21 protein-coding genes are annotated in these 23,013 nt (G+C 36.0%); 15 read left to right on the forward strand and 6 right to left on the reverse strand.

The window, feature by feature from the left end:
* The first annotated feature begins 21 nt into the window (after positions 1-21).
* Both CHSO_RS09550 and hemN read left to right on the forward strand, forming a co-directional pair.
* Positions 22-1,032 carry a WD40/YVTN/BNR-like repeat-containing protein gene (locus CHSO_RS09550; protein ID WP_045495324.1) on the forward strand — a complete coding sequence of 337 codons (1,011 nt, stop codon included), beginning with the start codon at positions 22-24 and terminating at the stop codon, positions 1,030-1,032.
* 248 nt (positions 1,033-1,280) lie between these two features.
* Positions 1,281-2,639 (forward strand): oxygen-independent coproporphyrinogen III oxidase, encoded by a 1,359-nt coding sequence (hemN, locus tag CHSO_RS09555; protein WP_045495326.1) that lies wholly within the window; start codon positions 1,281-1,283, stop codon positions 2,637-2,639.
* 114 nt (positions 2,640-2,753) lie between these two features.
* Here the strand turns inward: hemN and CHSO_RS09560 are convergent, their stop codons facing one another.
* On the reverse strand, positions 2,754-4,130 hold the full coding sequence (locus tag CHSO_RS09560; RefSeq protein WP_045495329.1) for a PQQ-dependent sugar dehydrogenase: 1,377 nt from the start codon (positions 4,128-4,130) through the stop codon (positions 2,754-2,756).
* A gap of 216 nt (positions 4,131-4,346) precedes the next feature.
* Between CHSO_RS09560 and CHSO_RS09565 the strand changes: the two genes are divergently transcribed.
* From CHSO_RS09565 to CHSO_RS09600, 8 genes are all read left to right on the forward strand, one after another.
* On the forward strand, positions 4,347-7,241 hold the full coding sequence (locus CHSO_RS09565) for a protein translocase subunit SecDF (protein WP_045495331.1): 2,895 nt from the start codon (positions 4,347-4,349) through the stop codon (positions 7,239-7,241).
* 189 nt (positions 7,242-7,430) lie between these two features.
* Positions 7,431-8,651 (forward strand): TCR/Tet family MFS transporter, encoded by a 1,221-nt coding sequence (locus CHSO_RS09570; RefSeq protein WP_045495333.1) that lies wholly within the window; start codon positions 7,431-7,433, stop codon positions 8,649-8,651.
* 233 nt (positions 8,652-8,884) lie between these two features.
* Positions 8,885-9,211, forward strand: a complete 327-nt coding sequence (locus tag CHSO_RS09575; protein ID WP_045495335.1) for an ArsR/SmtB family transcription factor — start codon at positions 8,885-8,887, stop codon at positions 9,209-9,211.
* A gap of 56 nt (positions 9,212-9,267) precedes the next feature.
* The gene (locus CHSO_RS09580) at positions 9,268-9,741 is read left to right on the forward strand and encodes a DUF6428 family protein (protein ID WP_045495337.1); all 474 of its coding nucleotides are present in this window, start codon (positions 9,268-9,270) and stop codon (positions 9,739-9,741) included.
* 27 nt (positions 9,742-9,768) lie between these two features.
* Positions 9,769-10,380, forward strand: coding sequence for a low molecular weight phosphatase family protein (locus CHSO_RS09585; RefSeq protein WP_045495339.1), 612 nt, complete (start codon positions 9,769-9,771; stop codon positions 10,378-10,380).
* A 1-nt stretch (position 10,381) separates the two neighbouring features.
* Positions 10,382-10,873, forward strand: coding sequence for a GNAT family N-acetyltransferase (locus CHSO_RS09590; protein ID WP_045495342.1), 492 nt, complete (start codon positions 10,382-10,384; stop codon positions 10,871-10,873).
* A 9-nt stretch (positions 10,874-10,882) separates the two neighbouring features.
* Complete coding sequence (arsB, locus tag CHSO_RS09595; RefSeq protein WP_045495344.1) at positions 10,883-11,911, forward strand: ACR3 family arsenite efflux transporter; 1,029 nt, start codon at positions 10,883-10,885, stop codon at positions 11,909-11,911.
* A gap of 123 nt (positions 11,912-12,034) precedes the next feature.
* On the forward strand, positions 12,035-12,829 hold the full coding sequence (locus tag CHSO_RS09600) for an arylamine N-acetyltransferase family protein (protein ID WP_052480546.1): 795 nt from the start codon (positions 12,035-12,037) through the stop codon (positions 12,827-12,829).
* A 95-nt stretch (positions 12,830-12,924) separates the two neighbouring features.
* Here the strand turns inward: CHSO_RS09600 and CHSO_RS09605 are convergent, their stop codons facing one another.
* Entirely contained in the window at positions 12,925-13,869 is a 945-nt protein-coding gene (locus CHSO_RS09605) for a hypothetical protein (protein WP_045495346.1), read from the reverse strand.
* Between the two features lie 367 nt (positions 13,870-14,236).
* Between CHSO_RS09605 and CHSO_RS09610 the strand changes: the two genes are divergently transcribed.
* The 4 genes from CHSO_RS09610 (at position 14,237) to CHSO_RS09625 (ending at position 16,550) form a co-directional block, all read left to right on the forward strand.
* Complete coding sequence (locus CHSO_RS09610) at positions 14,237-14,575, forward strand: twin-arginine translocase TatA/TatE family subunit (RefSeq protein ID WP_045495348.1); 339 nt, start codon at positions 14,237-14,239, stop codon at positions 14,573-14,575.
* Positions 14,576-14,578: 3 nt separating this feature from the next.
* The gene (locus CHSO_RS09615) at positions 14,579-15,145 is read left to right on the forward strand and encodes a phosphatase PAP2 family protein (RefSeq protein WP_045495350.1); all 567 of its coding nucleotides are present in this window, start codon (positions 14,579-14,581) and stop codon (positions 15,143-15,145) included.
* On the forward strand, positions 15,142-15,954 hold the full coding sequence (locus tag CHSO_RS09620) for a tetratricopeptide repeat protein (RefSeq protein ID WP_045495352.1): 813 nt from the start codon (positions 15,142-15,144) through the stop codon (positions 15,952-15,954). The genes CHSO_RS09615 and CHSO_RS09620 overlap by 4 nt, the downstream gene beginning before the upstream one ends.
* Positions 15,955-16,094: 140 nt before the next feature.
* Positions 16,095-16,550: a tRNA (cytidine(34)-2'-O)-methyltransferase gene (locus CHSO_RS09625; protein ID WP_045495354.1), complete on the forward strand. Its 456-nt coding sequence runs from the start codon at positions 16,095-16,097 to the stop codon at positions 16,548-16,550.
* A gap of 33 nt (positions 16,551-16,583) precedes the next feature.
* Here the strand turns inward: CHSO_RS09625 and rlmH are convergent, their stop codons facing one another.
* Positions 16,584-17,057 carry a 23S rRNA (pseudouridine(1915)-N(3))-methyltransferase RlmH gene (gene rlmH / locus CHSO_RS09630; protein ID WP_045495356.1) on the reverse strand — a complete coding sequence of 158 codons (474 nt, stop codon included), beginning with the start codon at positions 17,055-17,057 and terminating at the stop codon, positions 16,584-16,586.
* 348 nt (positions 17,058-17,405) lie between these two features.
* Between rlmH and CHSO_RS09635 the strand changes: the two genes are divergently transcribed.
* On the forward strand, positions 17,406-18,419 hold the full coding sequence (locus CHSO_RS09635; protein ID WP_045495358.1) for a YihY/virulence factor BrkB family protein: 1,014 nt from the start codon (positions 17,406-17,408) through the stop codon (positions 18,417-18,419).
* Here the strand turns inward: CHSO_RS09635 and nhaA are convergent.
* From nhaA to CHSO_RS09650, 3 genes are all read right to left on the reverse strand, one after another.
* The gene (gene nhaA / locus CHSO_RS09640; RefSeq protein WP_045495360.1) at positions 18,416-19,594 is read right to left on the reverse strand and encodes a Na+/H+ antiporter NhaA; all 1,179 of its coding nucleotides are present in this window, start codon (positions 19,592-19,594) and stop codon (positions 18,416-18,418) included. The genes CHSO_RS09635 and nhaA overlap by 4 nt on opposite strands.
* A 2-nt stretch (positions 19,595-19,596) precedes the next feature.
* Positions 19,597-21,807: a RelA/SpoT family protein gene (locus tag CHSO_RS09645; RefSeq protein WP_045495362.1), complete on the reverse strand. Its 2,211-nt coding sequence runs from the start codon at positions 21,805-21,807 to the stop codon at positions 19,597-19,599.
* A gap of 109 nt (positions 21,808-21,916) precedes the next feature.
* Complete coding sequence (locus CHSO_RS09650; protein ID WP_045495364.1) at positions 21,917-22,282, reverse strand: hypothetical protein; 366 nt, start codon at positions 22,280-22,282, stop codon at positions 21,917-21,919.
* Between the last annotated feature and the right edge of the window lie 731 nt (positions 22,283-23,013).

Here is a 23,013-nt window from a genome sequence, read left to right on the forward strand (position 1 = left end):
AAATAAGCCATAATAAAATATATGAAAAAGTTTTTGTCCATTGCATTCCTTTCTGTAGGAATGGCTGCATTTTCCCAACAGGTGGAAAGTATTGAAACAATTCTTAATGATAAAATTAGCATCAGAGCTCTTGAGTTATATGATAACAAAGTCTGGTATAGTGGTTCGGAGTCTAAATTCGGGTTTGTAGATCTTAAGGATGCCAAGAATCAAAAACAAATTAAGCTTTCTGATGAAAAACTTGAATTCAGAACTCTGGCACAGGATAAAACGTCATTCTATGCGATCAATATTGTAAGCCCGGCCCGCTTTTTTAAAATTGATAAAAAGGATTTGAAATCACAGATTGTTTATACAGATTCTGCAAAAACGGCTTTTTATGATGCTTTACATTTTGTGAACAACAAGTTGGCTTATACCTTCAGTGATTCAGGCAGTGATCTGTTATTAAAGTTAGCCGTTTATAAAGATGGCAAATGGGGGATGTTTAAAAATAATATAAAGCTGAATGAGGGAGAAGCAGCTTTTGCAGCCAGCAATACCAATATTTCTTCCACGAAAAAAAATCTTTGGATTGCTACAGGAGGGAAAGCTTCAAGAATTCTAAGACTGAATCTTAAAAGTGAAAAACTGGAAGTTTTCAAAACACCTTTTATTCAGGGAGAATCTTCTCAGGGAATGTATTCCATAGATTTTAATGATGACCAATTCGGAGTTGCAGTAGGGGGTGATTATACCAAACAGGATGCTAATGTTAATAATATTGCTACAACGCATGATGGTGGAGAAACCTGGCAGATTCAGGCTTCAGGGCAAAATGCGGGATATATGACCTGTGTGAAAATTAAACCGGGTTCAAAAGGGAAAGAGATGATTGCAGTAGGTGATCAGCATATTAGTTATTCATCTGATTTTGGAAAGACGTGGAAGAAAATTTCGGGTGAAAAAGGATTGTATATTGGGCAGTGGATTGATGGGAATAGAGCAGTGTTTGCGGGGAAAGATAGGATTGTAGTAATGAAAATAAAATAAGAAGTCTGAATAAAAAAAAATGAGAGATAGTATTTCTTAATGGATATCAGATTTCGGATCAATAAAATAAATAAAACTGATAGAATTTATCATTATTTCCGTAACAGGTTTAAACAGTGTATTTAGACTCATTCTAAACTATAACCTAATATAATTCATAGACAGAAATTCATAACTAATGGTTAATTTTGTAGGATGGAATTTTAATAATGTTAAACTTCCTCACCTTATAAAATTTTTTATTCAAAATGAATTCTTTAATAGATAAGTATAATATTCCCGGGCCTCGTTACACGTCTTATCCTACGGTTCCATATTGGGATGAATCTACATTTTCACCGGAAAGTTGGAAGGAGAGCGTAATCAGGTCGTTTCACGAAAGCAATGCAGAGGAGGGGATTTCTATTTATATCCATTTGCCTTTCTGCGAGGCATTGTGTACGTTCTGTGCATGTCATAAACGTATTACGAAACAGCACAGCGTTGAAGTTCCTTATCTGGAAAGTGTTTTAAAGGAATGGAAACTTTATCTTGAGCTTTTTAATGAAAAGCCAAAACTGAAAGAATTACACCTTGGAGGTGGTACTCCTACATTTTTCTCACCTGAAAACCTGAAAACTTTGTTGGAAGGGATCTTTTCAACGGTGGAGATTGCAGAACACCCGGAATTCTCATTTGAAGGACACCCGAATAATACCACGAAGGAACACCTTCAGACTTTATATAACCTTGGATTCAGAAGAGTAAGCTTTGGAGTTCAGGATTATGATCCTAAAGTACAGAAAGCCATCAATAGAATTCAGCCTTTTGAGAACGTGAAAAACGTAACGGAATGGGCTAAGGAAATTGGATACAGAGGAATCAGCCACGATTTGGTTTTCGGACTTCCACACCAGACTTGGGAAGCAATGGAACATACCATCAGAAAAACAATGGAGCTGAAGCCGGATAGGCTTGCATTTTACTCTTATGCACATGTTCCATGGGTAAAAGGAGTAGGACAGAGAGGTTTTGATGAAAATGACCTTCCTAGTGGAGAGGAAAAACGCCGTTTGTATGAAGATGGTAAAAAACTGCTTCAGGATTTGGGATATATTGAGGTAGGAATGGATCACTTCTCTTTAGAACATGATGATTTATACCAATCTCTGATCCATAAAAAGCTTCACAGAAACTTTATGGGATATACTTCAAGCAATACCCAGCTGATGGTAGGACTTGGAATGTCTGCGATTTCAGATTCATGGTATGCTTTTGCTCAGAATGTGAAAACGGTAGAGGAATATCAGACAATGGTAGAAGAAGGTAAAATTCCTGTTGTGAAAGGACATGTTCTGAATGAAGAAGACCTGATTGTAAGAAGACATATTTTAAATCTGATGTGTCAGCTTGAAACCACTTTTACTATAGATAATTCTTTCCCTGAATTGGATAATGCATTAGACATGTTGAAGGAAATGGAAAATGACGGGTTGGTTGAAATTTCAGGTAAAGAAATTAAAATTACAGAAGCGGGTAGAGCTTTCACCCGAAATGTAGCGATGGTTTTTGACCTTAGAATGATGAGAAATAAACCGGAAACGAGAATTTTCTCAATGACGATATAAAACAAAAAGCGATTCAACACTGAATCGCTTTTTTATTTGTTTAAAGTTGTATTTTACTTTGTGCTATAAAGTAATAAAGCTTGAGTGGCTTCCAGTTTTTAAAATAAGCTATTTCTACTTAATAACAATTTTCTGGCTGTAAGATTTATAATTCCCTGATTTCAGATTGATAAAATAAACCCCTGGAGCAATTCCGGAAATATCAATTCCTTTTTCATTAATGATGTGATCTTTTTCTAAAACTTTTCTTCCCTCTGCGCTAATGACCTCTGCCGTTACCTTTTTATCTTTAATTCCACTGATGAAGATTTCTTTTGAAGCAGGGTTTGGGTAAATTTTTATGGCTTCTGAGAAATCATTTTCATGGGTACCTAATGATCCTGTTGTAATTTTGAAAACTTTTCCGCTATTCACTGCGGCAACATACAGTTCTTTTTGAAGGTCCTGCCCGAAAGTAGAGAACCCATTTCCACTGTAGGCAGAGGTCCATATAATGGAATTGTCAGTATTCAGGATGCCTATCTGGTCAGAACAAAAGTCTGCAAAGAAATATTTCCCCTGAAGTGATGGATATAGAGAACCTCTGTACACATAGCCGCCGGTAATAGAGCATTTTCCGCCGGAATGATCGTATACAGCAACAGGAAACGTCATGGAAGACTGAGTGGGGCATCCTGCGGTGTTGTAAGCCGTATTTCCTTCATAGCAACGCCATCCGTAATTGATGCCTGCTTGTGATAGGGGCATTTTATTGATTTCCTCAATAGCTCCCTGGCCTACATCTGCAATCATGGCGTTTCCGGTAGCGAGATCAAATGAGAATTTCCATGCATTTCGGAGGCCATAGGCCCATACTTCATCGGCGCCGTCAATGCCCGCGCCTGCAAAAGGATTGTCGGATGGAATATTGTATGGGGTTGGATCTGTGGCATTCACATCTATTCTCAGCATTTTTCCCAATAATACGTTTTTATTTTGCGCATTGTTATTAGGGTCTCCGCCGCTTCCTCCATCTCCTGTTACCACCCAGAGTTTTCCATCTGGTGCAAAATGAATACTTCCGCCGTTGTGGTTGGCAAATGGTTTGGGAATATTTAATAGTATTTTTTCAGAATTAGGATCCGCCACATCTGGATTGGTTGGGGTAACACTATATCTGGCCAGTACAATATTCCCTGCTGTGTTGTTATAATACACAAAAAAATACCCATTGGTTGAGTATTGCGGATGGAATGCGAGTCCTAAAAGACCTCTTTCTCCATTAAAAACAATTTTTGAGGAAATATTCAGGAAATTAGTTGGGTTAATAGTCCCATTAGGCTGAATTATTTTTATCATTCCGTTCTGTTGAACCACAAATAACCGGCTGTCATTGGCGTTTGTAATCTCAACGGGACTGGTAAGTCCACTGGCAAATTCTTCCAAATTAATGCTTTGAGCATTAACGAATAAAGAAGAAAAGATACTTAGGGTAAAAAGTAATTTTTCCATAATATTTTGATAGTTAAGGTGTTGAAATATGAATGAAATTTTTATACCAATTAAATTTTGTAAACTTCACTAAGATACCCTAAAATAATTGTTAAATCTTAAATAGAACTCAGAATACTGATATATCTGAAAATAAACCATTTCTGTTGTTAAAAATTCATAAAATACAAGAAAATCATTATATTTGCCGACTTAATTTAACGTAGTTATAACAAAATGCAAGGAAAAGGACTTATTACAATTGTTGCTATTGTCCTGGGGTTGATTTGCTTAAACGAGCTATTACCAACCTGGTACGCCAGCAAAATTGAATCGCAGATCGAAGCTGCGAAAGGAAACGAGAAAGAGATCAAACGAATCAAGGAAGATACTCTTAATCTTGGGTATACGAAGCTTTATTATTCAAAAGCTAAAGACAAGGAAATGAAATTGGGTCTTGACTTAAAAGGAGGGATCAACGTTCTATTGGAAATCAACCAGAGAGATTTGGTAAATGATTTAACCAATTTTTCTACAAATCCTATTCTTATTGAGGCTTTAAATAAGACTGATGAAGCTCAGAAAAACTCAACAAAATCTTACATCGACAACTTCTTTGAACAGTTCGATGCGATTAACAAAGCGAAAGGAACAAACCTAAAGCTTGCTGATCCGGAACTTTTCGGAAACACCAACTTATCTGAAATCAAGTATAATACTACTGATGAGCAGGTAAAAAGTATTGTTAAGAGAAGAATTGATCTTTCTGTAGGAACAGCTTTCGAGGTAATCAGAACGAGAATTGATAAGCTTGGAGCGATTCAGCCAAACGTTCAGAGAGTACCTGGTACAGCTAGAATCTCTGTAGAAATGCCTGGTATGAAGGATATCGACAAGGTAAAGAAAATGCTTCAGACCTCTGCAAAACTTCAGTTTTGGGAAGTACAGCAGGTTACTGAAGTGGCTCCTTATTTCCAGACATTAACAACTATGGTTGCTGCAAAAGGAGATTCTATGGGAGTTGCAAAGAATGTAAACTTCATGAACCTTTTACAGCTTGACAAATTAAGAAGTAATGGTGTTGCTAACGTAAAATTGTCGGATACAGCTGCTGTAAACAAAATCTTGAACAGCAAAGTAGGAATGGCTTTACGTCCTGCAAACATTAAATATACACAGTTCATGTGGGGTTACAAACCTGAAGCTACAAGTCCTGATGATTTAGTATTGTATGCGATCAGAAGTAACATCAACCAAAAAGCTCCGGTTGACGGTGCAGTAGAAACTGCAAACATTAGCTACGACGAACTTGGAAGAGTAGTAGTAGACATGCAGATGGATTCTAAAGGAGCAAAAGAATGGAAAACTTTAACGGAGAAAAACGTTGGAAAACCAGTAGCTGTAACGCTTGATAACAGAGTATATACTGCTCCAAACGTTGTAAATGCTATCCCTAACGGTAGAACTCAAATCTCTGGTAACTTCTCTCAGGAAGAAGCTAAGGAATTGGTTGACGTTTTAGGTGCTGGTAAATTACCTGCAGGTGCTAAAGTAGTTCAGGCTACTCAGGTAGGTCCGTCATTAGGACAAGAGTCTATCAACGCTGGTATGATTTCATTTGCAATCGCATTCTTAATTATCATTGTTTACATCATTTTCTATTATGGTGGTGCAGGGATTTACGCTGTAATTGCGATGGTAATTAACCTTTTCTATATTTTCGGAATTATGGATTCCGGAGACTTCACCCTTACGCTTCCCGGTATCGCTGGTATCGTATTAACGATGGCTATGGCGGTAGATACGAACGTAATTATCTATGAAAGAACGAAAGAAGAATTATTTGCCGGTAAGAGCATCTTAGAAGCTTATAAAGACGGTTTCAAACACGCATTAAGCGCGATTATTGACGGTCACTCTACTACGTTACTAACTGCAGTTGTATTGTTCTTCTTCGGAACAGGACCTATTAAAGGTTTCGCATTGACATTGATGATCGGTATTATCATGACATTGTTTACTTCTGTATTATTGTCAAGAGTAATGATCTTCAGCAGACTGAACAAAGGTAAAACCCTTTCTGTATGGACTGCTCCTACGAAGAACTTATTCAGAAATACTTGGATTGACTTCATCGGAAAGAGAAAATACGCATACATCATTTCTGCGGTACTAACGGTAATCTGTGTTGTTTCTATTGTAACTCACGGATTCAAATATGGTATCGACTTTACAGGGGGTAGAAACTACGTGGTAAGATTTGATAAAGAAGTAAATGCTAACGATGTTGAAGAAAAATTAGTAAAATTATTCAAAACTGAAGATGGTAAGAACTCTTCGGTAGAAGCTAAAACTTTCGGAAATGCTAAGCAGTTAAAAATCTCTACAGATTACCTTATCGAAGATGAATCTTTAAAAGCTGACCAGACTATCGAGCAGAAGTTATATGAAGGATTAAAAGGAGATCTTCCTTCTAATATTACTTTAAATGACTTCAAATCTGCAGACAAAGATCATGCTGGTATCATTTCATCTGAGAAAGTAGGACCTACTGTTGCTGATGATATTCAGACACACGGTATCCTTGCAGTAGTGGCTGCATTAGCTGGTATCTTTATCTATATTTTATTCAGATTTAGAAAATGGCAGTTCTCCTTAGGGGCTGTTGCAGCATTATTCCACGATGCGGTTATCATTTTAGGAACGTATTCATTACTTCATAAATATATGCCGTTCAACATGGAGATCAACCAGGATTTCATTGCTGCAATCCTTACGGTATTAGGATATTCAATCAACGATACAGTTATTATCTTCGACAGAATTAGAGAATACTTAAGAGAGAAGAAATCTTTAACACTAGCTGGATTGTTTGATGACTCTATTTCAAGTACATTGGGTAGAACATTCAACACTTCATTCACTACAATTTTGGTGATTCTTGCGATCTTCATCTTCGGTGGTGATAACCTAAGAGGATTTATGTTTGCTATGTTAATCGGTATTGGATTTGGTACTTACTCATCAATCTTCATAGCATCGGCAATTGCTTATGACTTCCTTAAAAAAGGAAAAGAAGAAGAAGTACACGGAAAAACGACTTCCGATAAAGAAGTACTTGCTTCAAAATAATACAAACTACAATAAATTAGTAAAGAGGCTGTCTCAAAAGTGAGGCGGCCTTTTTTTGTGTTTTAAGGTGTTGGAAATACTATAAAACAGAGCTATTTTTAATATAATTCTGCTAATCAATATTACACTTCTTTAATATCATACAATTTAGAACCATTATTTTTAAGATTTGATTAATTTTGCACCATCATGGAAAATTCAAAGAAAAAAGCAGCAATAGGCTTTATATTTATTACTTTACTGATTGATATTACGGGATGGGGAATCATTATTCCTGTTGTTCCTAAATTAATTGAAGAGTTGATTCATGCAGATATCAGTGAAGCCGCAAAATATGGTGGATGGTTGGGATTTGCCTACGCATTTACACAATTTATCTTTTCTCCACTGGTTGGAAACCTGAGTGACAAATATGGACGTAGACCTATTATTCTGATTTCGCTTTTCGGGTTTGCCATAGATTATATTTTCCTGGCACTGGCCCCAACTATCTGGTGGCTGTTCCTGGGAAGAATTATAGCCGGGATTACGGGCGCAAGTGTAACCACTGCGAGTGCTTATATTGCAGATATTTCCACGGACGAAGACAGAGCAAAAAACTTTGGATTGATAGGGGCAGCCTTTGGTTTGGGTTTCATAATAGGGCCAGTTCTGGGTGGTGTTTTAGGACATTACGGTGCAAGAGTCCCTTTTTATGCAGCAGCAGCTTTATGCCTCCTTAATTTCCTTTATGGTTATTTCATTCTTCCTGAAAGTTTGGATAAAGATAAAAGAAGAGAGTTTAACTGGAAGCGCGCTAATCCTGTGGGATCTTTCAAGTTTTTAGGAAAACACCCGGAAATTTCAGGGCTTATTACCGCATTGATCCTGATCTATATTGCAGGGCATGCCGTACAGAGTAACTGGAGCTTCTTTACTATGTATAAGTTCAACTGGACAGAAAGAATGGTCGGGATCTCATTAGGGGTTGTAGGTTTATTGGTTGGTTTGGTACAGGGACTTTTAATCAGATGGACTACACCAAGGCTGGGAGAGCAGAAGAGCATTTATTATGGTCTTACTATGTATGCTATAGGATTGTTATTGTTTGCATTTGCTTCAGAAGGTTGGATGATGTTTGTCTTTCTAGTTCCGTATTGTTTAGGAGGAATCTGTGGCCCGGCCCTGCAGTCGGTGATTACGAAAAGTGTACCTTCTAACGAGCAGGGTGAACTTCAGGGAGCATTAACGAGTTTAATGAGCGCTACTTCAATTATTGGCCCTCCGGTGATGACCAATCTGTTCTACTTCTTCACGCATGATGAGGCGCCGTTTGAGTTTTCAGGGGCACCATTCTTCCTTGCATTTATTTTAATGGCCATTAGTGTAGTTATTACTTATTCTGCCTTTAAGAAAAAAGGAAAGATTTAATAAACCAGACTGTTAACTGGATAAGAATTCAAAACCGTTTTTTAAGATATAACTTGTATTCCTGAATACAAGCTGAATGAGTTCATTTCAATCAGAAGGGGAAGAGTATGAACGAAAACCCTTTAATATATCATAAGTTTCCGACAATCAGATTGGCGTAAAAAATTATATTATTGGATTTCCTTTTTTGATTTAAATTTTTATCGTAATATTGCGATATAATTATTCAAACTATGGGAGCAACGAAAACGGACCATTTCACAGATAAGCAAAACAGGATCGCTACAATTGCAAAAGCATTAGGGCATCCTGCCAGAGTTGCTATTATTGAATATCTGCTAAAGGTAGACACTTGTATATGTGGAGATATTGTTAATGAACTTCCATTAGCACAAGCAACAGTATCCCAACATTTGAAAGAATTAAAAAATGCAGGTTTAATCAAAGGAAACATTGAGGGGACTGCCATCTGTTACTGTATTGATGAAAATACTTTTGAAATATTAAAAGATTATTTTTCAAATATAATACTGACTGTTTCCAATCAAAAATGCTGTTAAGCATTTTTTACTCATATTTATCGTAATATAGCATTTAACCAATAAATAAAAAGACAATGAAATTATCTGAAATCAAAGCAATTTTACCAACATTAGCTAATGTTGAATTTCAATTAGAAAATGGAGATTTTGTTCCCGAGCATTTTCATGTTACGGAAGTAGGAACTGTGACAAAATATTTTATTGATTGCGGCGGAAAAGTCCGCCATGAAAAGGTGGTTAATTTTCAATTATGGAATGCCAATGATTTTGAGCACAGACTAAAACCTGGGAAGCTTTTACATATTATTAACCTTTCAGAAGAGGAATTGGGGATAGAAGATAATGAAATTGAAGTGGAATATCAAAATACAACCATTGGAAAATATGATTTAGAGTTTAATGGAAAAACCTTTGTTCTTAAAAATAAAACAACAGCCTGCTTAGCTCAGGATGCCTGTGGTATTCCTGTAGAGAAACAAAAAGTGAGATTATCAGAATTATCTTCAAAGCAAACTTCATGTTGTACCCCAGATTCCGGATGTTGCTAAAATTGAATAACTCAAAATAAACAAACAATGTATTCCAAATTATTAGAAACAATAGAGTTATTAAACAGTCAAGAAATTAACGAGGATAGAAAAGCTATACTAAAACCCTTAATTGATTTTATTCAGAAAAATCTTGACGACAAGAAAGGCATTGATATTAACTTTATCTGTACCCACAACTCAAGAAGAAGCCATTTATCACAAGTTTGGGCACAGGCAGCAAGTACATATTTTAATATTCCAAATGTAACTTGTTATTCAGGGGGAACGGAAGAAACGGCAATGTTTCCTAAAGTTGCAGAAACTTTAATGGAGCAAGGTTTTTTTATCGTGAAAATTTCAGATACGGAAAATCCTGTGTATGCTATCAAGTATGATGAAGATCTGCATCCCATTATAGGTTTTTCTAAAAAATATGATAGTGTCTTTAACCCCGCGCATGGTTTTGCAGCAGTTATGACTTGTTCGCAGGCAGATGGCGGATGTCCTTTTATTCCAGGAGCCGACAAACGTATCCCTATTACTTTTGAAGATCCCAAAATTTCAGACGGTACTCCTGAACAGGAAAAGGTTTATCATGAAAGAAGTTTACAGATCGGTGCAGAAATGTTGTATGTGTTTTCACAAATAAAAAAATAGAATGAAAATAATTTCAATTGATAGAGAGCATTATCCGGCTATTTCCAATATATACCAACAGGGGATTGACACTGGTATTGCAACCTTTGAAACCTCTGTTCCATCATGGGAGATTTGGAATGAAACTAAACTGCCTCATAGTAGGTTGATAGCAGTTCAGGCTAATACCGTATTAGGTTGGGCTGCCTTATCTAAAGTAAGTAGCCGTTGTGTTTATGAAGGAGTAGCTGAAGTAAGTGTTTATGTATCAGAAGACCATAGAGGGAAAGGCGTAGGGAAAGTTTTAATGCAATATCTCATAGAAGAAAGTGAGGCTAATGGGATTTGGACCTTACAGTCTGGGATGTTTCCGGAAAATGAAGCTACCATAGCATTGCATACAAGTTTTGGATTCAGAATGATTGGCTATCGGGAAAGAATAGGAAAACTGCGAGGTGTATGGAAAAATAGTGTAATAATGGAAAGAAGAAGCAAAGTAGTAGGAATAAATTAAATAGATGTTATGCAGCCAAAATTAAAATTTCTGGATAGATTTCTTACGCTTTGGATATTTTTAGCCATGTTTTTAGGAATAGGATTAGGTTATTTCTTTCCGGGGATTTCAAATCTAGCCAATTCTTTGTCCGTTGGAACTACAAATATTCCGCTGGCAATTGGTTTAATAGTCATGATGTATCCACCATTAGCAAAGGTTGATTATTCCTTATTACCAAAAGTTTTTACAGATAAAAAAGTTATAGGAATTTCCTTGTTGTTGAACTGGATAATTGGGCCGGTATTAATGTTTGTATTGGCTATTGTTTTCCTCAGAAATGAACCGGATTATATGATCGGTTTAATTCTCATTGGCTTGGCAAGGTGTATTGCAATGGTGCTGGTCTGGAATGATTTAGCAAAAGGGAATCGTGAGTATGGGGCATTATTAGTTGCTTTGAATAGCATATTCCAAGTATTTAGTTACAGTTTCATGGTTTGGCTTTTCATCAACATTCTGCCGGAAAAATTAGGTTTGGCTAATTTTAATATATCGGTATCAATGAGAGAGGTTACAGAAAGTGTTTTTATATATTTGGGTATTCCTTTTATAGCAGGTTTTTTAAGCCGATATTTATCCATCAGATTAAAAGGTCTGGAATGGTATAACAGAAAATTTGTTCCTAAAATTTCTCCACTCACTCTGTATGCTCTTTTATTGACAATTGTATTAATGTTCAGCCTGAAAGGAGATAAGATCCTAGAGCTGCCATTAGATGTTTTAAAAGTAGCCGTGCCCTTAATAGTATACTTTGTTTTGATGTTTTTTGTAAGCTTTTTTATCAATAAATCATTCAGCGTTCCTTATGATAAAAATGCTTCCATAGCGTTTACAGCAACAGGTAATAATTTTGAATTAGCTATTGCGGTGTCTATAGCCGTGTTTGGGATTCATTCTCCTCAGGCATTTGTTGGAGTGATCGGGCCATTGGTAGAAGTTCCCGTTTTGATATTACTTGTAAAGATAAGCTTATGGTTAAAGAAGAGATATTATTAGTAAAAAGGGATATGCTTTTCCCAATATCAGGAAATGATTGATTTATTCTATTCATAATAATGATGTGAATTTGTAAGAGAATTTCTCAGACATTTGCTAATGTAAATAGGTAAAGTTAAAATCATGGATGATTTGAAATTAGAAAAATACCTCAAAAGAATTCACTATTCCGGAGATTTGGGAGCGAATATGGAGGTTTTAAAAAGAATCCACCAGCTGCATCCCAAGCATATACCATTTGAAAATATAGATTCTTATACAGGGATCGTTCCGTCACTGGATGTAGAACATATTTTCCAGAAACTGGTAATTGAATCCAGAGGAGGATATTGTTACGAGCAAAACCTGCTTTTGAGTGAAGTGCTACAATATCTTGGTTTTAAAGTGCAATTGCAGTTGGGTAGAGTATTGTGGCAAAAAGATGAAAACAGCAGTGCTGCTAAAACACACCTGCTGCTGATGGTAGAGTGGGAGGATCAAAAATATCTTGTAGACTCTGGTTTTGGAACGGCTACACTTACCGGTCCTTTAATTCTGAATGATGAAGAACCACAAGAGACTCCCAACGAACAATTTAAAATTTCGCAGAAAAATGGAGCCTACACTCTTTGGACCTGGAGGGAAAAGTGGTTGCCGGTTTATCGTTTTGAGTTAGAGCATGTAGAACCTTTTGACCTTGAAATTTGCAATTGGTATCTGGCTACTCACCCGGAATCCAATTTCAGAAAAAATCTGGTTTTTTCAAAGGTGGACGAAAATGCACGGTACACCTTTAACAATCACACATTAAATATCAGAAAAAAGGAGGGTGGAAAAGAATCAGTTTCCATTGAAAATAATATTCAACTTTTCCAAATGCTGAAGGATGTATTTGGCTTGAAAGAAAATGCCATAGAACTTCTGAAACAGAAAATATAAAAATAAACTTTCATTATTGATTGGAATTATATAAATAAAGGGAAGCTGCTAACAGACTCCCCTTTATCATTTTTTTAATTTTATATTCTATGAAACTATGGATATAATGATTTGTATCCATTGCTTACCATATTACTGCCCAATCCTGAGAATGATACAGAGAATTTGCTGGCATTAAAGCTTAAAGATCCTGTTGGAGTACAAAGTCCCAAGGCATATTGACATTGTCCGTAAGCACCAGTTTTTTTAGTAACCTTACTTTCACTTTTTGCTTTTCCTAAGCTGATATTAGACCAGTCGTTAACATCTGTGTTGGATACAGATGAGCCAGTATAGTAGATGGTAATCTGATATCCCATTTCACCTCTTTTAGATCCCCAAAGCCAGTTGGCAGTCCACCATTCTTTATACCATTTGGAGACTACTTTTGCAGCGGCTGTATTTGAATTTTCCACGGCTCCTCTTGTATCCATCATGATTAATCCTCCAAGAACATTATCCCAGATAATTCCTGAATCATGATAAAAACAAAGTGTTGTAAATTTTCCATTTTTATTGCTCCAGATTATTTCCATAACGTTGGTTCCTGTTTTTATTTCTTCAGTCGCCATTTCTTTTAATCCGGTTTGAGCGACGTTAAGATCATTACCTGCATAAAGATCACCAATTCTTCCCAATTTTACAGTAGAAAGATCCATAAGATTTCCTACAGCAATAAATTGGTCCTTGTCAGAAATAAGACTTTTTGAAATTTCAATCCCTTTTTGAGTTGAAATTTGTCCAATAACCTTCACTCCAGCTATTTGGATATCACTTTTTAGATATTTTTCAAGACTTTTTTGTGATTCGTCTAACTGAGCCTGTACAGTACTGGGAACAGCTTGTGAAATAGAAGTGGTTTCTTTTTGCAGATCGGCAGTGGTGATTTTTGTCTGAGTCGTTTCCTGTTTGGAAATTTCATTGTTCTCATCACTACAGCTGCTAAGTGATAATACCGATAAAACGGCCATCAGTTTAAAGACAGTAACTAATTTTTTCATAATATATTTAATTTAGGTTGTGCATAGTAAATATACTTAAATCTTGTGTAATTCTCAATGTTTTGAATTAATTATTTGTTAATTTGAAAGTAATTATTATTTGGGAGAAAGGATTTGAAAAAAAACAGGGATTGGAGAGATACTAGACCATAGAAAAGTAGAATGGAATTTAGAACTGAGATTTGAGATTATTGAAAAAATCTAAGTATTGAACTTTAAATTCAAAACTAGCAACCAGGCATTTCATGAAATAAACTTTGAACAATGAACCTTGAACTTTAAACCTGCTTCCCATTCAAAATCTTAAAATTTGTTTAAATTTTTAGTTTACGGCAAATAAATGTATAATCTTTTGTAATTTTACAGCATGGAATTAAGCATTGGAGAAATGGCATTGATTGCAATCGCAATCGTTGTATTATTCGGTCCGGATAAACTGCCTCAAATTGCACGTGACTTGGGTGCGGGTGTTAGAAAAATGCGTGGTGCAGTGGAAGATATCAAAACTGAGATCATGAAGGAAACAGATAATCCTGTTTCTGAGATTAAACGTGAAATTGAGAAAGTAAAAGATGCCGCGAAAGATTTCAACCCAATGAAGGATATTGAAAAAGATGTTCTTACAGAACCTGTTTCTACGACTCAGGAACCTCCAAAACCAAAGCCTGCCGAGGACGAAACCTACGAAGGGCCTGTAAGCAGATAATGTATGGAGGAAATTATTCAGGATGATAAGCAGGTATTTCTATACCTTAATAATTTGGGCGACCCAGCCTTTGACCAGTTTTGGATGCTGATATCCAGCACATGGATCTGGGTACCACTTTATAGTATATTCCTTTATTTTTTATACAAAAATTACAAACTAAAATCATTAGTTTTTATACTTATATTTTTAGCACTTGGAGCAACGGTTTCAGACCAGCTTGCAAGCGTTTTCAAATATGGAGTGGCAAGGTTAAGACCATGTCATGATCCCAGTTTGGAGCATTATATGAGAATTGTGAAGTGTGGGGGACAGTATGGATTTTATTCTGCACATGCGTCCAATACATTCTTCTTGGCTGCCTTTTTAAGTATTTTGCTTAAGAATAAACTTAAATGGTTTCCTTATACTATATTTGTGTGGGCTATAGTGGTTTCCTACAGCCGAATATATTTAGGAGTGCATTTTCCAATTGATATTTTGGTGGGGGTGTTTGTTGGATCTTTATTGGGAGTGATATTTGGTGCACTTTCGAAAAAAGTAATCAACAAACAAAATATAACTTCATGAAAAAATCTTTATTAGTTTTAGTTTCCCTTAGCTTCTCATTAAATGCCTTTGCCCAGGATAAAAAAATAGCGGAAGAATGTTTTAAAAAAGCAGATTATAAGTGTGCTGAAGAGCAATATTCCAAGCTGGCAGAGAAGGAGCAGATCCGAAAAATTCAATCAGAATATTATAATGATCTCGGAACAGCGCAAAGAAGATTAGGAAAAACCAATCTTGCTTTTAAATCGTATGATATGGCTTTAAAAACCAATCCGATGTCTGTTTCTGTATATGAAAATCTTTCTTCATTATACAGCCAGAAAGGGGATAAGAAAAAGGCTTTGGAGTATATCGAAAACGGGCTTAAAGTGAATGACAAAAGCCCTGATTTATACCTTACCCGTTCCAAGATTTATGAAGCTCAGGACAAAAAAGATTTAGCTAAAGCAGATCTTAATCATATCCTGACTTTTGCCCCGGATAATATCTTTGCCCAAACCGGTTTAGCCAATCTGAAAAAAAATAATGGTGAACTGGAAGATGCGCTGAAAGATTACAATAAACTCATTGCCGAAAAACCTGAATCATTGCTGTACAGTGGAAGAGCTGATGTTTATCTGAAAATGAAAAGAAATAAGGAAGCTCTTACAGACGTTAATAAAGCGATTTCTATTGACCCAAAATTTGCCCAAGCCTATGTAACGAAAGCATTGATATTATTTAATACGGCAAAGCCAAAAGAAGCTTGTGAAACCCTTGACAGAGCTGTAAGTTTAGGCTATGAAAAGGCTATCTTAGCTGAGTATTACGCTAAATGCGTTAAAAAATAATATCTGCTCCTCACTACAATACCTGTTAATAGGATTGTTTTAGATAGAAATCATTATTTTATTATTAGCCATCAATTAAAAACAGCTGATCATGGCTAAATGCTTACTTTTAGCTGTTTTTATTCATATAAAAAATATAGATGTTAAATGTTGTTCTTATAGAACCCGAAATCCCCAATAATACAGGAAATATCGGACGCTTATGTGTGGGGACAGAATGCAAACTGCACTTAGTTCATCCCTTCGGATTTGTAATTAATGATAAAAACCTGAAGCGATCCGGATTGGATTACTGGGTTCATCTTGATGTTACTGAATATGCCAATGTAGAGGAATGGATCAACAGTATTCCGGATCTGTCACGTGTGTTTTTAATGAGTTCCCATGCGGAGAAATCATATTTGGAAAACGATTTTCAGGATGGCGACTGGCTTGTTTTCGGAAAAGAGAGTGTTGGGTTGAGCGAAGAGGTTTTGAACCAATTTGAAAACCATTTAACCATTCCGATGTCTAAGCTGATCCGAAGCTTTAATATTGCCAATTCTGTTGCTTTTGTGGTAGGAGAAGCCAAAAGACAGATTGGTTTAAAAGGGTAGCCTGTTATTTACAGTTAAAAAAATAAGTGACTTTTAATCATTATGATAAGGCTTTCCCTGAAGAATCTGATCTGCACGGTAAAGCTGTTCCACAATAAACAGGCGGATCATCTGATGAGTAAAAGTCATTTTAGATAACGACATTTTTTCATTGGCTCTGCCATAGACATCTTCTGAAAAACCATATGCACCGCCAATCAGGATATGTATTTTTTTTACGGAAGAATTCATCCATGTGTCGATTTTCTGAGAAAATTCCCGGCTGGTAAACTGTTTCCCTTTTTCGTCAAGAATAATAACCAGATCATTTTTATCAATATGATTAAGGAAAAGCTTGGCTTCCTCTTTTTTAAGAAGATCCGATGAAAGGTTTTTGGCATTTTTAACATCAGGAATCTCGGTAATTTCAAAATTCCAGTGCTTGGGAAGGCGGTTAAGGTAATAATTAATCAAGGATGTAATTTCCTTATCATCCGTTTTGCCGATACAAAGTAAGCTGATTCGCATTGTAAGAAGTTTCAGGCGGCAAAGATAGTGATTTTTACCGGTTAGAGCTGGCTGATAAACGTTTCAAATCATTGTAGCTATATCATGTATGATAATTTAAAGCTTAGCGGTCTGAATACAATTATTTTAATAGTCCGCGGGTAATTTGAAAAGAGCCACAACTATAAAAAGGAAATAGTCAGGATTTTTATAGTGAATGTTGATAAGTCTCCATTCGCTATAATTTGCATGGTGGAGCGGGAGAGGGAAAATGTTTATATTTGTAAGAGATAGAGAAAATATCTTTAAAAACTCATCATTTGGGTTTGATATTTGATCTTTTGACTAATCACGAAATTGCAGCAATAGATGAGTGTAAAAGTTCCCAGATTTATCCTGAAAGTTCAGGCGTTTTTTGATAACATTCATATTCCTGTTTTGGGAATATCGCTTTGGCAGATGTTTCAGATTTATATCTCCGGGATTTTCAAAGGAAAGATAGGGCGGAAAGCCGCTGCTATTTCCTGGAGCTTTACCATAAGTTTATTCCCTTTTATTCTGTTTTTACTTTCGGTTTTGCCTTATATGCCACATTATGACAAGCTTCAGTTCTATATCTTTGATGTTTTGATGCATAATGTCTTCCCATCCAATATGGAAGGCGATGTGAGAGGTTATATTGAAACCAATATCATCCCCAATATGAAAGGGATCAGTAATCTGACCATTGTATTGGCTCTCATTTTTGCCACAAATGGTACTTTTTCCTTGATCAATGGGTTTAATGAGAATACAGAAGAGAAGCTCAGCGATGTAAAAGAATTTATTCTTTCATTCTTTATTACAATAGGCTTTATTACCATTGTGTTTTTAACGCTTTTTGGAGTCTATTATGTAGAGGTTGTAATGAAACTTTTTACACCTGCTTATGATGTAAGCTGGTTGGTAGATAATCTTTCCAGTATCATCGGGTTTGTCTCTTTCCCTTTATTTTATTTTATCCTTTTAACCTTATTTTACTGGTTAGGAACAGTGAAAATTACAAGATTTAGACAGGCGGTTCCGGGAGCAATTCTTACAACTGTATTATTTGTGCTTACTACCTATATTTTTGCAATCTATGTAAAAGATATTGCCCGCTATAATGTCCTTTATGGATCCATTGGAAGTATGATCCTGCTGATGGTCTGGGTGAATGTGAATGTCTATCTTTTACTCTTTGGAAATGAGCTGAATATGGCAATTAGAAAGTTAAGAATAGAGAAATTGCTGTCCGATGAGATTCAGAAAGAAACAGTTCATTATCATACTCCGATTGCAGAACCGAATTTTGAAAGTGATGAAGAACACCGAAGAAAGCTGGAAGACCAGAAGAAAAATTAATCTTCCTCCGGTTCCATATTTCCTTTAGAACTTAGACTTAAGATCATAAACCCTAGAATGGCTGCAATAAAAGAGGCAATCAGAATTGCAAATTTAGCTTCATCCTGAATCACAATTTCACCTTTAAATGATAATAAGGCAATAAAAATAGACATTGTGAATCCGATTCCTGCCAAAAGACCTACACCAATCATCTGAGTCCAGTTACTGTTTTGAGGTAAAGAACTAAGCTTTAATTTGATGGCAATCAAAGAGAATAAGTTAATGCCGATCAGCTTCCCAAGAATTAATCCGCAGATAATTCCTAATCCTAATGTACTGGTAACACCTGCTACCATTTCACTTGAAAAAGTAATATTGGTATTGGTTAAAGCAAAAATAGGCATGATTAAAAAACTTACCGGAATATGAAGCTGATGTTCCAGTTTTTCCAATGGTGAAATTTCTACATTTGAAGCATTGGTTGGAATTGAAAATGCCAGTAAAACACCTGCTATGGTTGCATGAATTCCGGAGTGATGCAGGAAATACCATAAAAACAGTCCCGGAATAATATAAAATATTGTCTTGGTAACCTTTAAAAAGTTTAGGATAAATAGCAGAGCGGTCACTCCAAAAGACAGTAGAAGATAGCTCCAGTGGATCTGGTCTGTATAAAAAATAGCGATCACAAGAATAGCTCCCAGGTCATCTACAATGGCTAATGCCGCCAGGAATATCTTGATTGAATTAGGGATTTTCTTTCCTAACATTGAAATAATAGCCAAAGAAAAAGCAATATCAGTAGCCATAGGAATTCCCCAGCCATTGCTGTATTCTGTCCCGGAGTTGAAAATACTGTAAATAACTGCAGGCACAAGCATTCCGCCTACTGCGGCAAAAATAGGCAATGACGCATTCTTAAAAGAAGAAAGTTCGCCTTCTACAAGCTCTCTTTTAATTTCCAGGCCCACCAAAAGGAAGAACACGGCCATCAGACCATCATTGATCCAGGTGCTGACAGGATAGTTCAGATCAAAAAGGTGAGTTCCCACTTCCTTGTCTAAAAAGCTTTGAAAGCTTCCGGCAACAGAAGAATTCGCCATAAGTAATGAAATAAACACACAGAAAATAAGAATGATTCCTGAGGCCTGACTGTTGTTGAAAAATTTTTTAAAATAAAGTGATAAATTCATGTTTAAGATTGTAGTCGTCTCACTCTTGAGACTCCATTAATATTCTTGAGCTTCTTGAAGGTTTCCTCCAATTGCCCCTTATTCTTGACTTCAAGATTGATGTGTCCGGTGAAGACTCCGTTGTTGGATTCAATAGACAGGCTTTTCATATCCATTCCCATACTTCCACTGATGACCGTAGTAATATCGTTAATCATACCCATTCTGTCAAGGCCTTCAATCTCAATTTTTACTCTGTTCTTGAAGCTTTCTTCATTGACCCATTTAGCTGGAATAACACGATAATCATATTGTGCTCTAAGGTTTATAGCATTCGGACAGTTGTCACTGTGTACTTTAATTCCGTCAGAAATGGTAATGAATCCGAAGATTTTGTCTCCCGGAATTACCGTACAGCATTTTGCATAGGTATAATTCAGTTTTTCCTCATCTTTTCCAAAGACAATCATGTCAAGGTTTTGCTCTTTCGGCTCCTCGTAATGAGTATTTTTGGATGGGGATTTCCTGAATCTGGAAAGTAAATTGTTGAATACGTTTTTACTTTCAATATATTTCCTTAAACTACTTGCATCCAGTTCATTAGTTTGGAATTTGAGGAATAGTTCCTGTGACGATTTTAAATTAAAGAACTTTTGTAATTTATTAATTTCTTCATCATTAAAGTTGATTTTCGCATGACGAAGTTTTCTCTGTAAAGTTTCTTTTCCTTCTTCCACCAGCTGATTTTTCTGGGAATTCAGGTAACTTTTAATCTTGGATTTGGCCTTGGATGTTACTACAAATTCCAGCCAGTCCGATTTAGGTTTCTGGTTCTGAGAAGAAAGAATATCTACCTGATCTCCGTTTTGAAGAACGTAGGAAATAGGAACCAGTTTGCCGTTAATTTTAGCACCCAAACACTTCATACCCAGATCCGAGTGAACTGAGAATGCAAAATCCAGTGCCGTTGCATTGGTTGGTAAGATCTTGATTTCTCCTTTGGGAGTAAATACAAATACTTCTTTTGAATAAAGATTCAGTTTGATATTATCCAGAAGTTCGGAAGTAGAAAGGTTTTGCTGCTGTTCAAGCACTTCACGGATCTCCGTAACCCATTTTTCAAAATTACGGTCATCTGAGCTTTGTTTATAGCCTTCTTTGTATTTATAATGCGCTGCAACCCCTTTTTCAGCAATTTCATCCATCCGTTCGGAACGGATCTGTACCTCAATCCATTTTCTATCAGGGCCTAAAACCGTCAGGTGTAAACTTTCATAGCCTGTAGAGCGGGGTTGAGTGATCCAGTCGCGCATTCTTGATGGGTTACTGTGATAAACATCCGTAACGATAGAATAAATCTTCCATGCCAGAAATTTTTCATTTTTAGCATCCGATTTATAAATGATTCTGATGGCATAGTTGTCGAAAACTTCTTCAAAGGGAACCCCCTGCTTCAGCATTTTTCTGTAAATAGAAGAAATAGCCTTTGCACGGCCTTTGATTTTAAAGTTTAAACCTTCTTCACTAAGTCTTTCAGAAGCTTCTTTTTTGAACTCTTCAATGTACCTTTCACGGCTTTCCTTGGCCAATTCCAATTTCTCCGTGATTTCATTGTATACTTCAGGATTATTGTATTTTAAAGAAAGATCTTCCAGCTCGGATTTGATATTGTACAATCCAAGACGGTGTGCCATAGGAGCATAGATATAAACCGTTTCTGAAGCAATTTTTTTCTGCTTGTCCGGAGCCATACTTTCCAGGGTCCGCATATTGTGAAGACGGTCCGCAATTTTGATTAGAATAACCCTGAAATCCTCAGACAGTGTAAGCAGGAGCTTTCTGTAATTTTCCGACTGTACAGAGATATTCTGATGGTTCATGATGGATATTTTGGTTAATCCATTCACGATACCGGCGATTTTCTCACCAAAGATCTTTTTCAGATCCTCATAGGTGTAGTCGGAATCTTCAATTACATCATGCAGCAATGCACAGGCAATAGAGGTAGCCCCCAAACCGATCTCTGTAGCAACAATTTTGGCTACAGCGATAGGGTGATAAATGTAAGGCTCTCCAGATTTTCTCCTTTGGTCTTTATGAGCATCCAATGCAATATCGAATGCTTTCCGGATAAGCTTGTTATTTTCCTCATCCAGTGTTCTGTATGTGTTAGAAATCAGATCCTTATACCTTGCAAGGATCTCTTTATTCTCTTGTTCTAAATCGTAACTCATTTGTGCAGATGCCTATATTTAGACGAAAATACGAAAATTTTTACTTTTTTCAAGCATAAAAAATCCGTAGCACGCACTACGGATTTCCGGTTATTAAGTTTTATATCGATTAGGATTTCACTTCTGAATTGATGCCATCACTAGCCATTTTAATTTTAATATCAGGACTGTTATGAATTTCTGCTCTGTTTCTGGCATCTATGTAACTTTTAATTGTATCATAATTGGCCTGATCAATGCTCATATTTTCGAATAAATAAGTTTTAATAACAGCATTTTGTGCAAAAATGCTCCGGGCAATATCCGTCTGGCCACTGTCCTTTACCGCCACACTTGCAAGGTATTGGGCGTTGCTTGCTTCACTGTTAAGGTATACAATGTAATCTGAACTAGGAATTCCTGAATTTTCCAGATCACTCTCAAGCTTTTTATAATCGCTATGGTGCTCAAATAGCCCAGCTAATATATTTGACATAATTAATGGGTTTTAAAGTTGTGAATAAAGTTACTGAATTTTTTTTATTTTTTTTAATGTAAATTCAATAAAATTTATCTATTAATGTTTTATCTATAATGTAATGTTAAAATGTTTAAAAATATCTATCAAACATGTGTTTGGTTTTATAGATTTACTAAATTTTTAAAAAATTCTCTAAAACAATTAAAGCTCATCAATGCTTCTGATGATAGCAATTTTGAAATTTTCTTGTTGTTTAACTCTAATTTTTTATTTTGATTAATTTATTGTTCACGCAGATTTAGCAGATCAGGCAGATTTAATAATTGCAGGATTATTGTCATTCTGAATGGGGCAAAGCGTAGTGAAGGCTCTCCGAAATTTCTCAACATTCTTGATTAAACTTGCAATTATTCTTTCACGCAAAGTTTTAAGTATGCTTGTGTTATATTGTAAGGAAGCGAAGTGGGGAATCAATTGCATTGATTCTTTTTAGGCGTGTGAATATATCCATTCCGCTTCCTAAGCGACTTGTCGCTTCTCCTTAGCACCCTTAAACTAAAGCTGTATAATTATATTTCTTTGCGTTTATTTTTTTCACAGATTTAGCAGATTTAATAATTGCAGGATTATTGTCATTCTGAACAGAGCAAAGCGTAGTGAAGACTCTCCGAAATTTCTCGATTTTTCAGAATGACAATCGTATTTCCTAGAATATCTCTCTATTGTTATGACAGAATCATCTGCAT

It is taken from the genome of Chryseobacterium sp. StRB126, assembly GCF_000829375.1.
Classification (GTDB): domain Bacteria; phylum Bacteroidota; class Bacteroidia; order Flavobacteriales; family Weeksellaceae; genus Chryseobacterium.

What these genes read in the sequence shown, in the direction of transcription:
- CHSO_RS09550 (WP_045495324.1), top strand. Translation starts at nt 22, where the DNA reads ATGAAAAAGTTTTTGTCCATTGCATTCCTTTCTGTAGGAATGGCTGCA.
- hemN (WP_045495326.1), top strand. Translation starts at nt 1,281, where the DNA reads ATGAATTCTTTAATAGATAAGTATAATATTCCCGGGCCTCGTTACACG.
- CHSO_RS09560 (WP_045495329.1), bottom strand. Translation starts at nt 4,130, where the DNA reads ATGGAAAAATTACTTTTTACCCTAAGTATCTTTTCTTCTTTATTCGTT.
- CHSO_RS09565 (WP_045495331.1), top strand. Translation starts at nt 4,347, where the DNA reads ATGCAAGGAAAAGGACTTATTACAATTGTTGCTATTGTCCTGGGGTTG.
- CHSO_RS09570 (WP_045495333.1), top strand. Translation starts at nt 7,431, where the DNA reads ATGGAAAATTCAAAGAAAAAAGCAGCAATAGGCTTTATATTTATTACT.
- CHSO_RS09575 (WP_045495335.1), top strand. Translation starts at nt 8,885, where the DNA reads ATGGGAGCAACGAAAACGGACCATTTCACAGATAAGCAAAACAGGATC.
- CHSO_RS09580 (WP_045495337.1), top strand. Translation starts at nt 9,268, where the DNA reads ATGAAATTATCTGAAATCAAAGCAATTTTACCAACATTAGCTAATGTT.
- CHSO_RS09585 (WP_045495339.1), top strand. Translation starts at nt 9,769, where the DNA reads ATGTATTCCAAATTATTAGAAACAATAGAGTTATTAAACAGTCAAGAA.
- CHSO_RS09590 (WP_045495342.1), top strand. Translation starts at nt 10,382, where the DNA reads ATGAAAATAATTTCAATTGATAGAGAGCATTATCCGGCTATTTCCAAT.
- arsB (WP_045495344.1), top strand. Translation starts at nt 10,883, where the DNA reads ATGCAGCCAAAATTAAAATTTCTGGATAGATTTCTTACGCTTTGGATA.
- CHSO_RS09600 (WP_052480546.1), top strand. Translation starts at nt 12,035, where the DNA reads ATGGATGATTTGAAATTAGAAAAATACCTCAAAAGAATTCACTATTCC.
- CHSO_RS09605 (WP_045495346.1), bottom strand. Translation starts at nt 13,869, where the DNA reads ATGAAAAAATTAGTTACTGTCTTTAAACTGATGGCCGTTTTATCGGTA.
- CHSO_RS09610 (WP_045495348.1), top strand. Translation starts at nt 14,237, where the DNA reads ATGGAATTAAGCATTGGAGAAATGGCATTGATTGCAATCGCAATCGTT.
- CHSO_RS09615 (WP_045495350.1), top strand. Translation starts at nt 14,579, where the DNA reads ATGGAGGAAATTATTCAGGATGATAAGCAGGTATTTCTATACCTTAAT.
- CHSO_RS09620 (WP_045495352.1), top strand. Translation starts at nt 15,142, where the DNA reads ATGAAAAAATCTTTATTAGTTTTAGTTTCCCTTAGCTTCTCATTAAAT.
- CHSO_RS09625 (WP_045495354.1), top strand. Translation starts at nt 16,095, where the DNA reads ATGTTAAATGTTGTTCTTATAGAACCCGAAATCCCCAATAATACAGGA.
- rlmH (WP_045495356.1), bottom strand. Translation starts at nt 17,057, where the DNA reads ATGCGAATCAGCTTACTTTGTATCGGCAAAACGGATGATAAGGAAATT.
- CHSO_RS09635 (WP_045495358.1), top strand. Translation starts at nt 17,406, where the DNA reads ATGAGTGTAAAAGTTCCCAGATTTATCCTGAAAGTTCAGGCGTTTTTT.
- nhaA (WP_045495360.1), bottom strand. Translation starts at nt 19,594, where the DNA reads ATGAATTTATCACTTTATTTTAAAAAATTTTTCAACAACAGTCAGGCC.
- CHSO_RS09645 (WP_045495362.1), bottom strand. Translation starts at nt 21,807, where the DNA reads ATGAGTTACGATTTAGAACAAGAGAATAAAGAGATCCTTGCAAGGTAT.
- CHSO_RS09650 (WP_045495364.1), bottom strand. Translation starts at nt 22,282, where the DNA reads ATGTCAAATATATTAGCTGGGCTATTTGAGCACCATAGCGATTATAAA.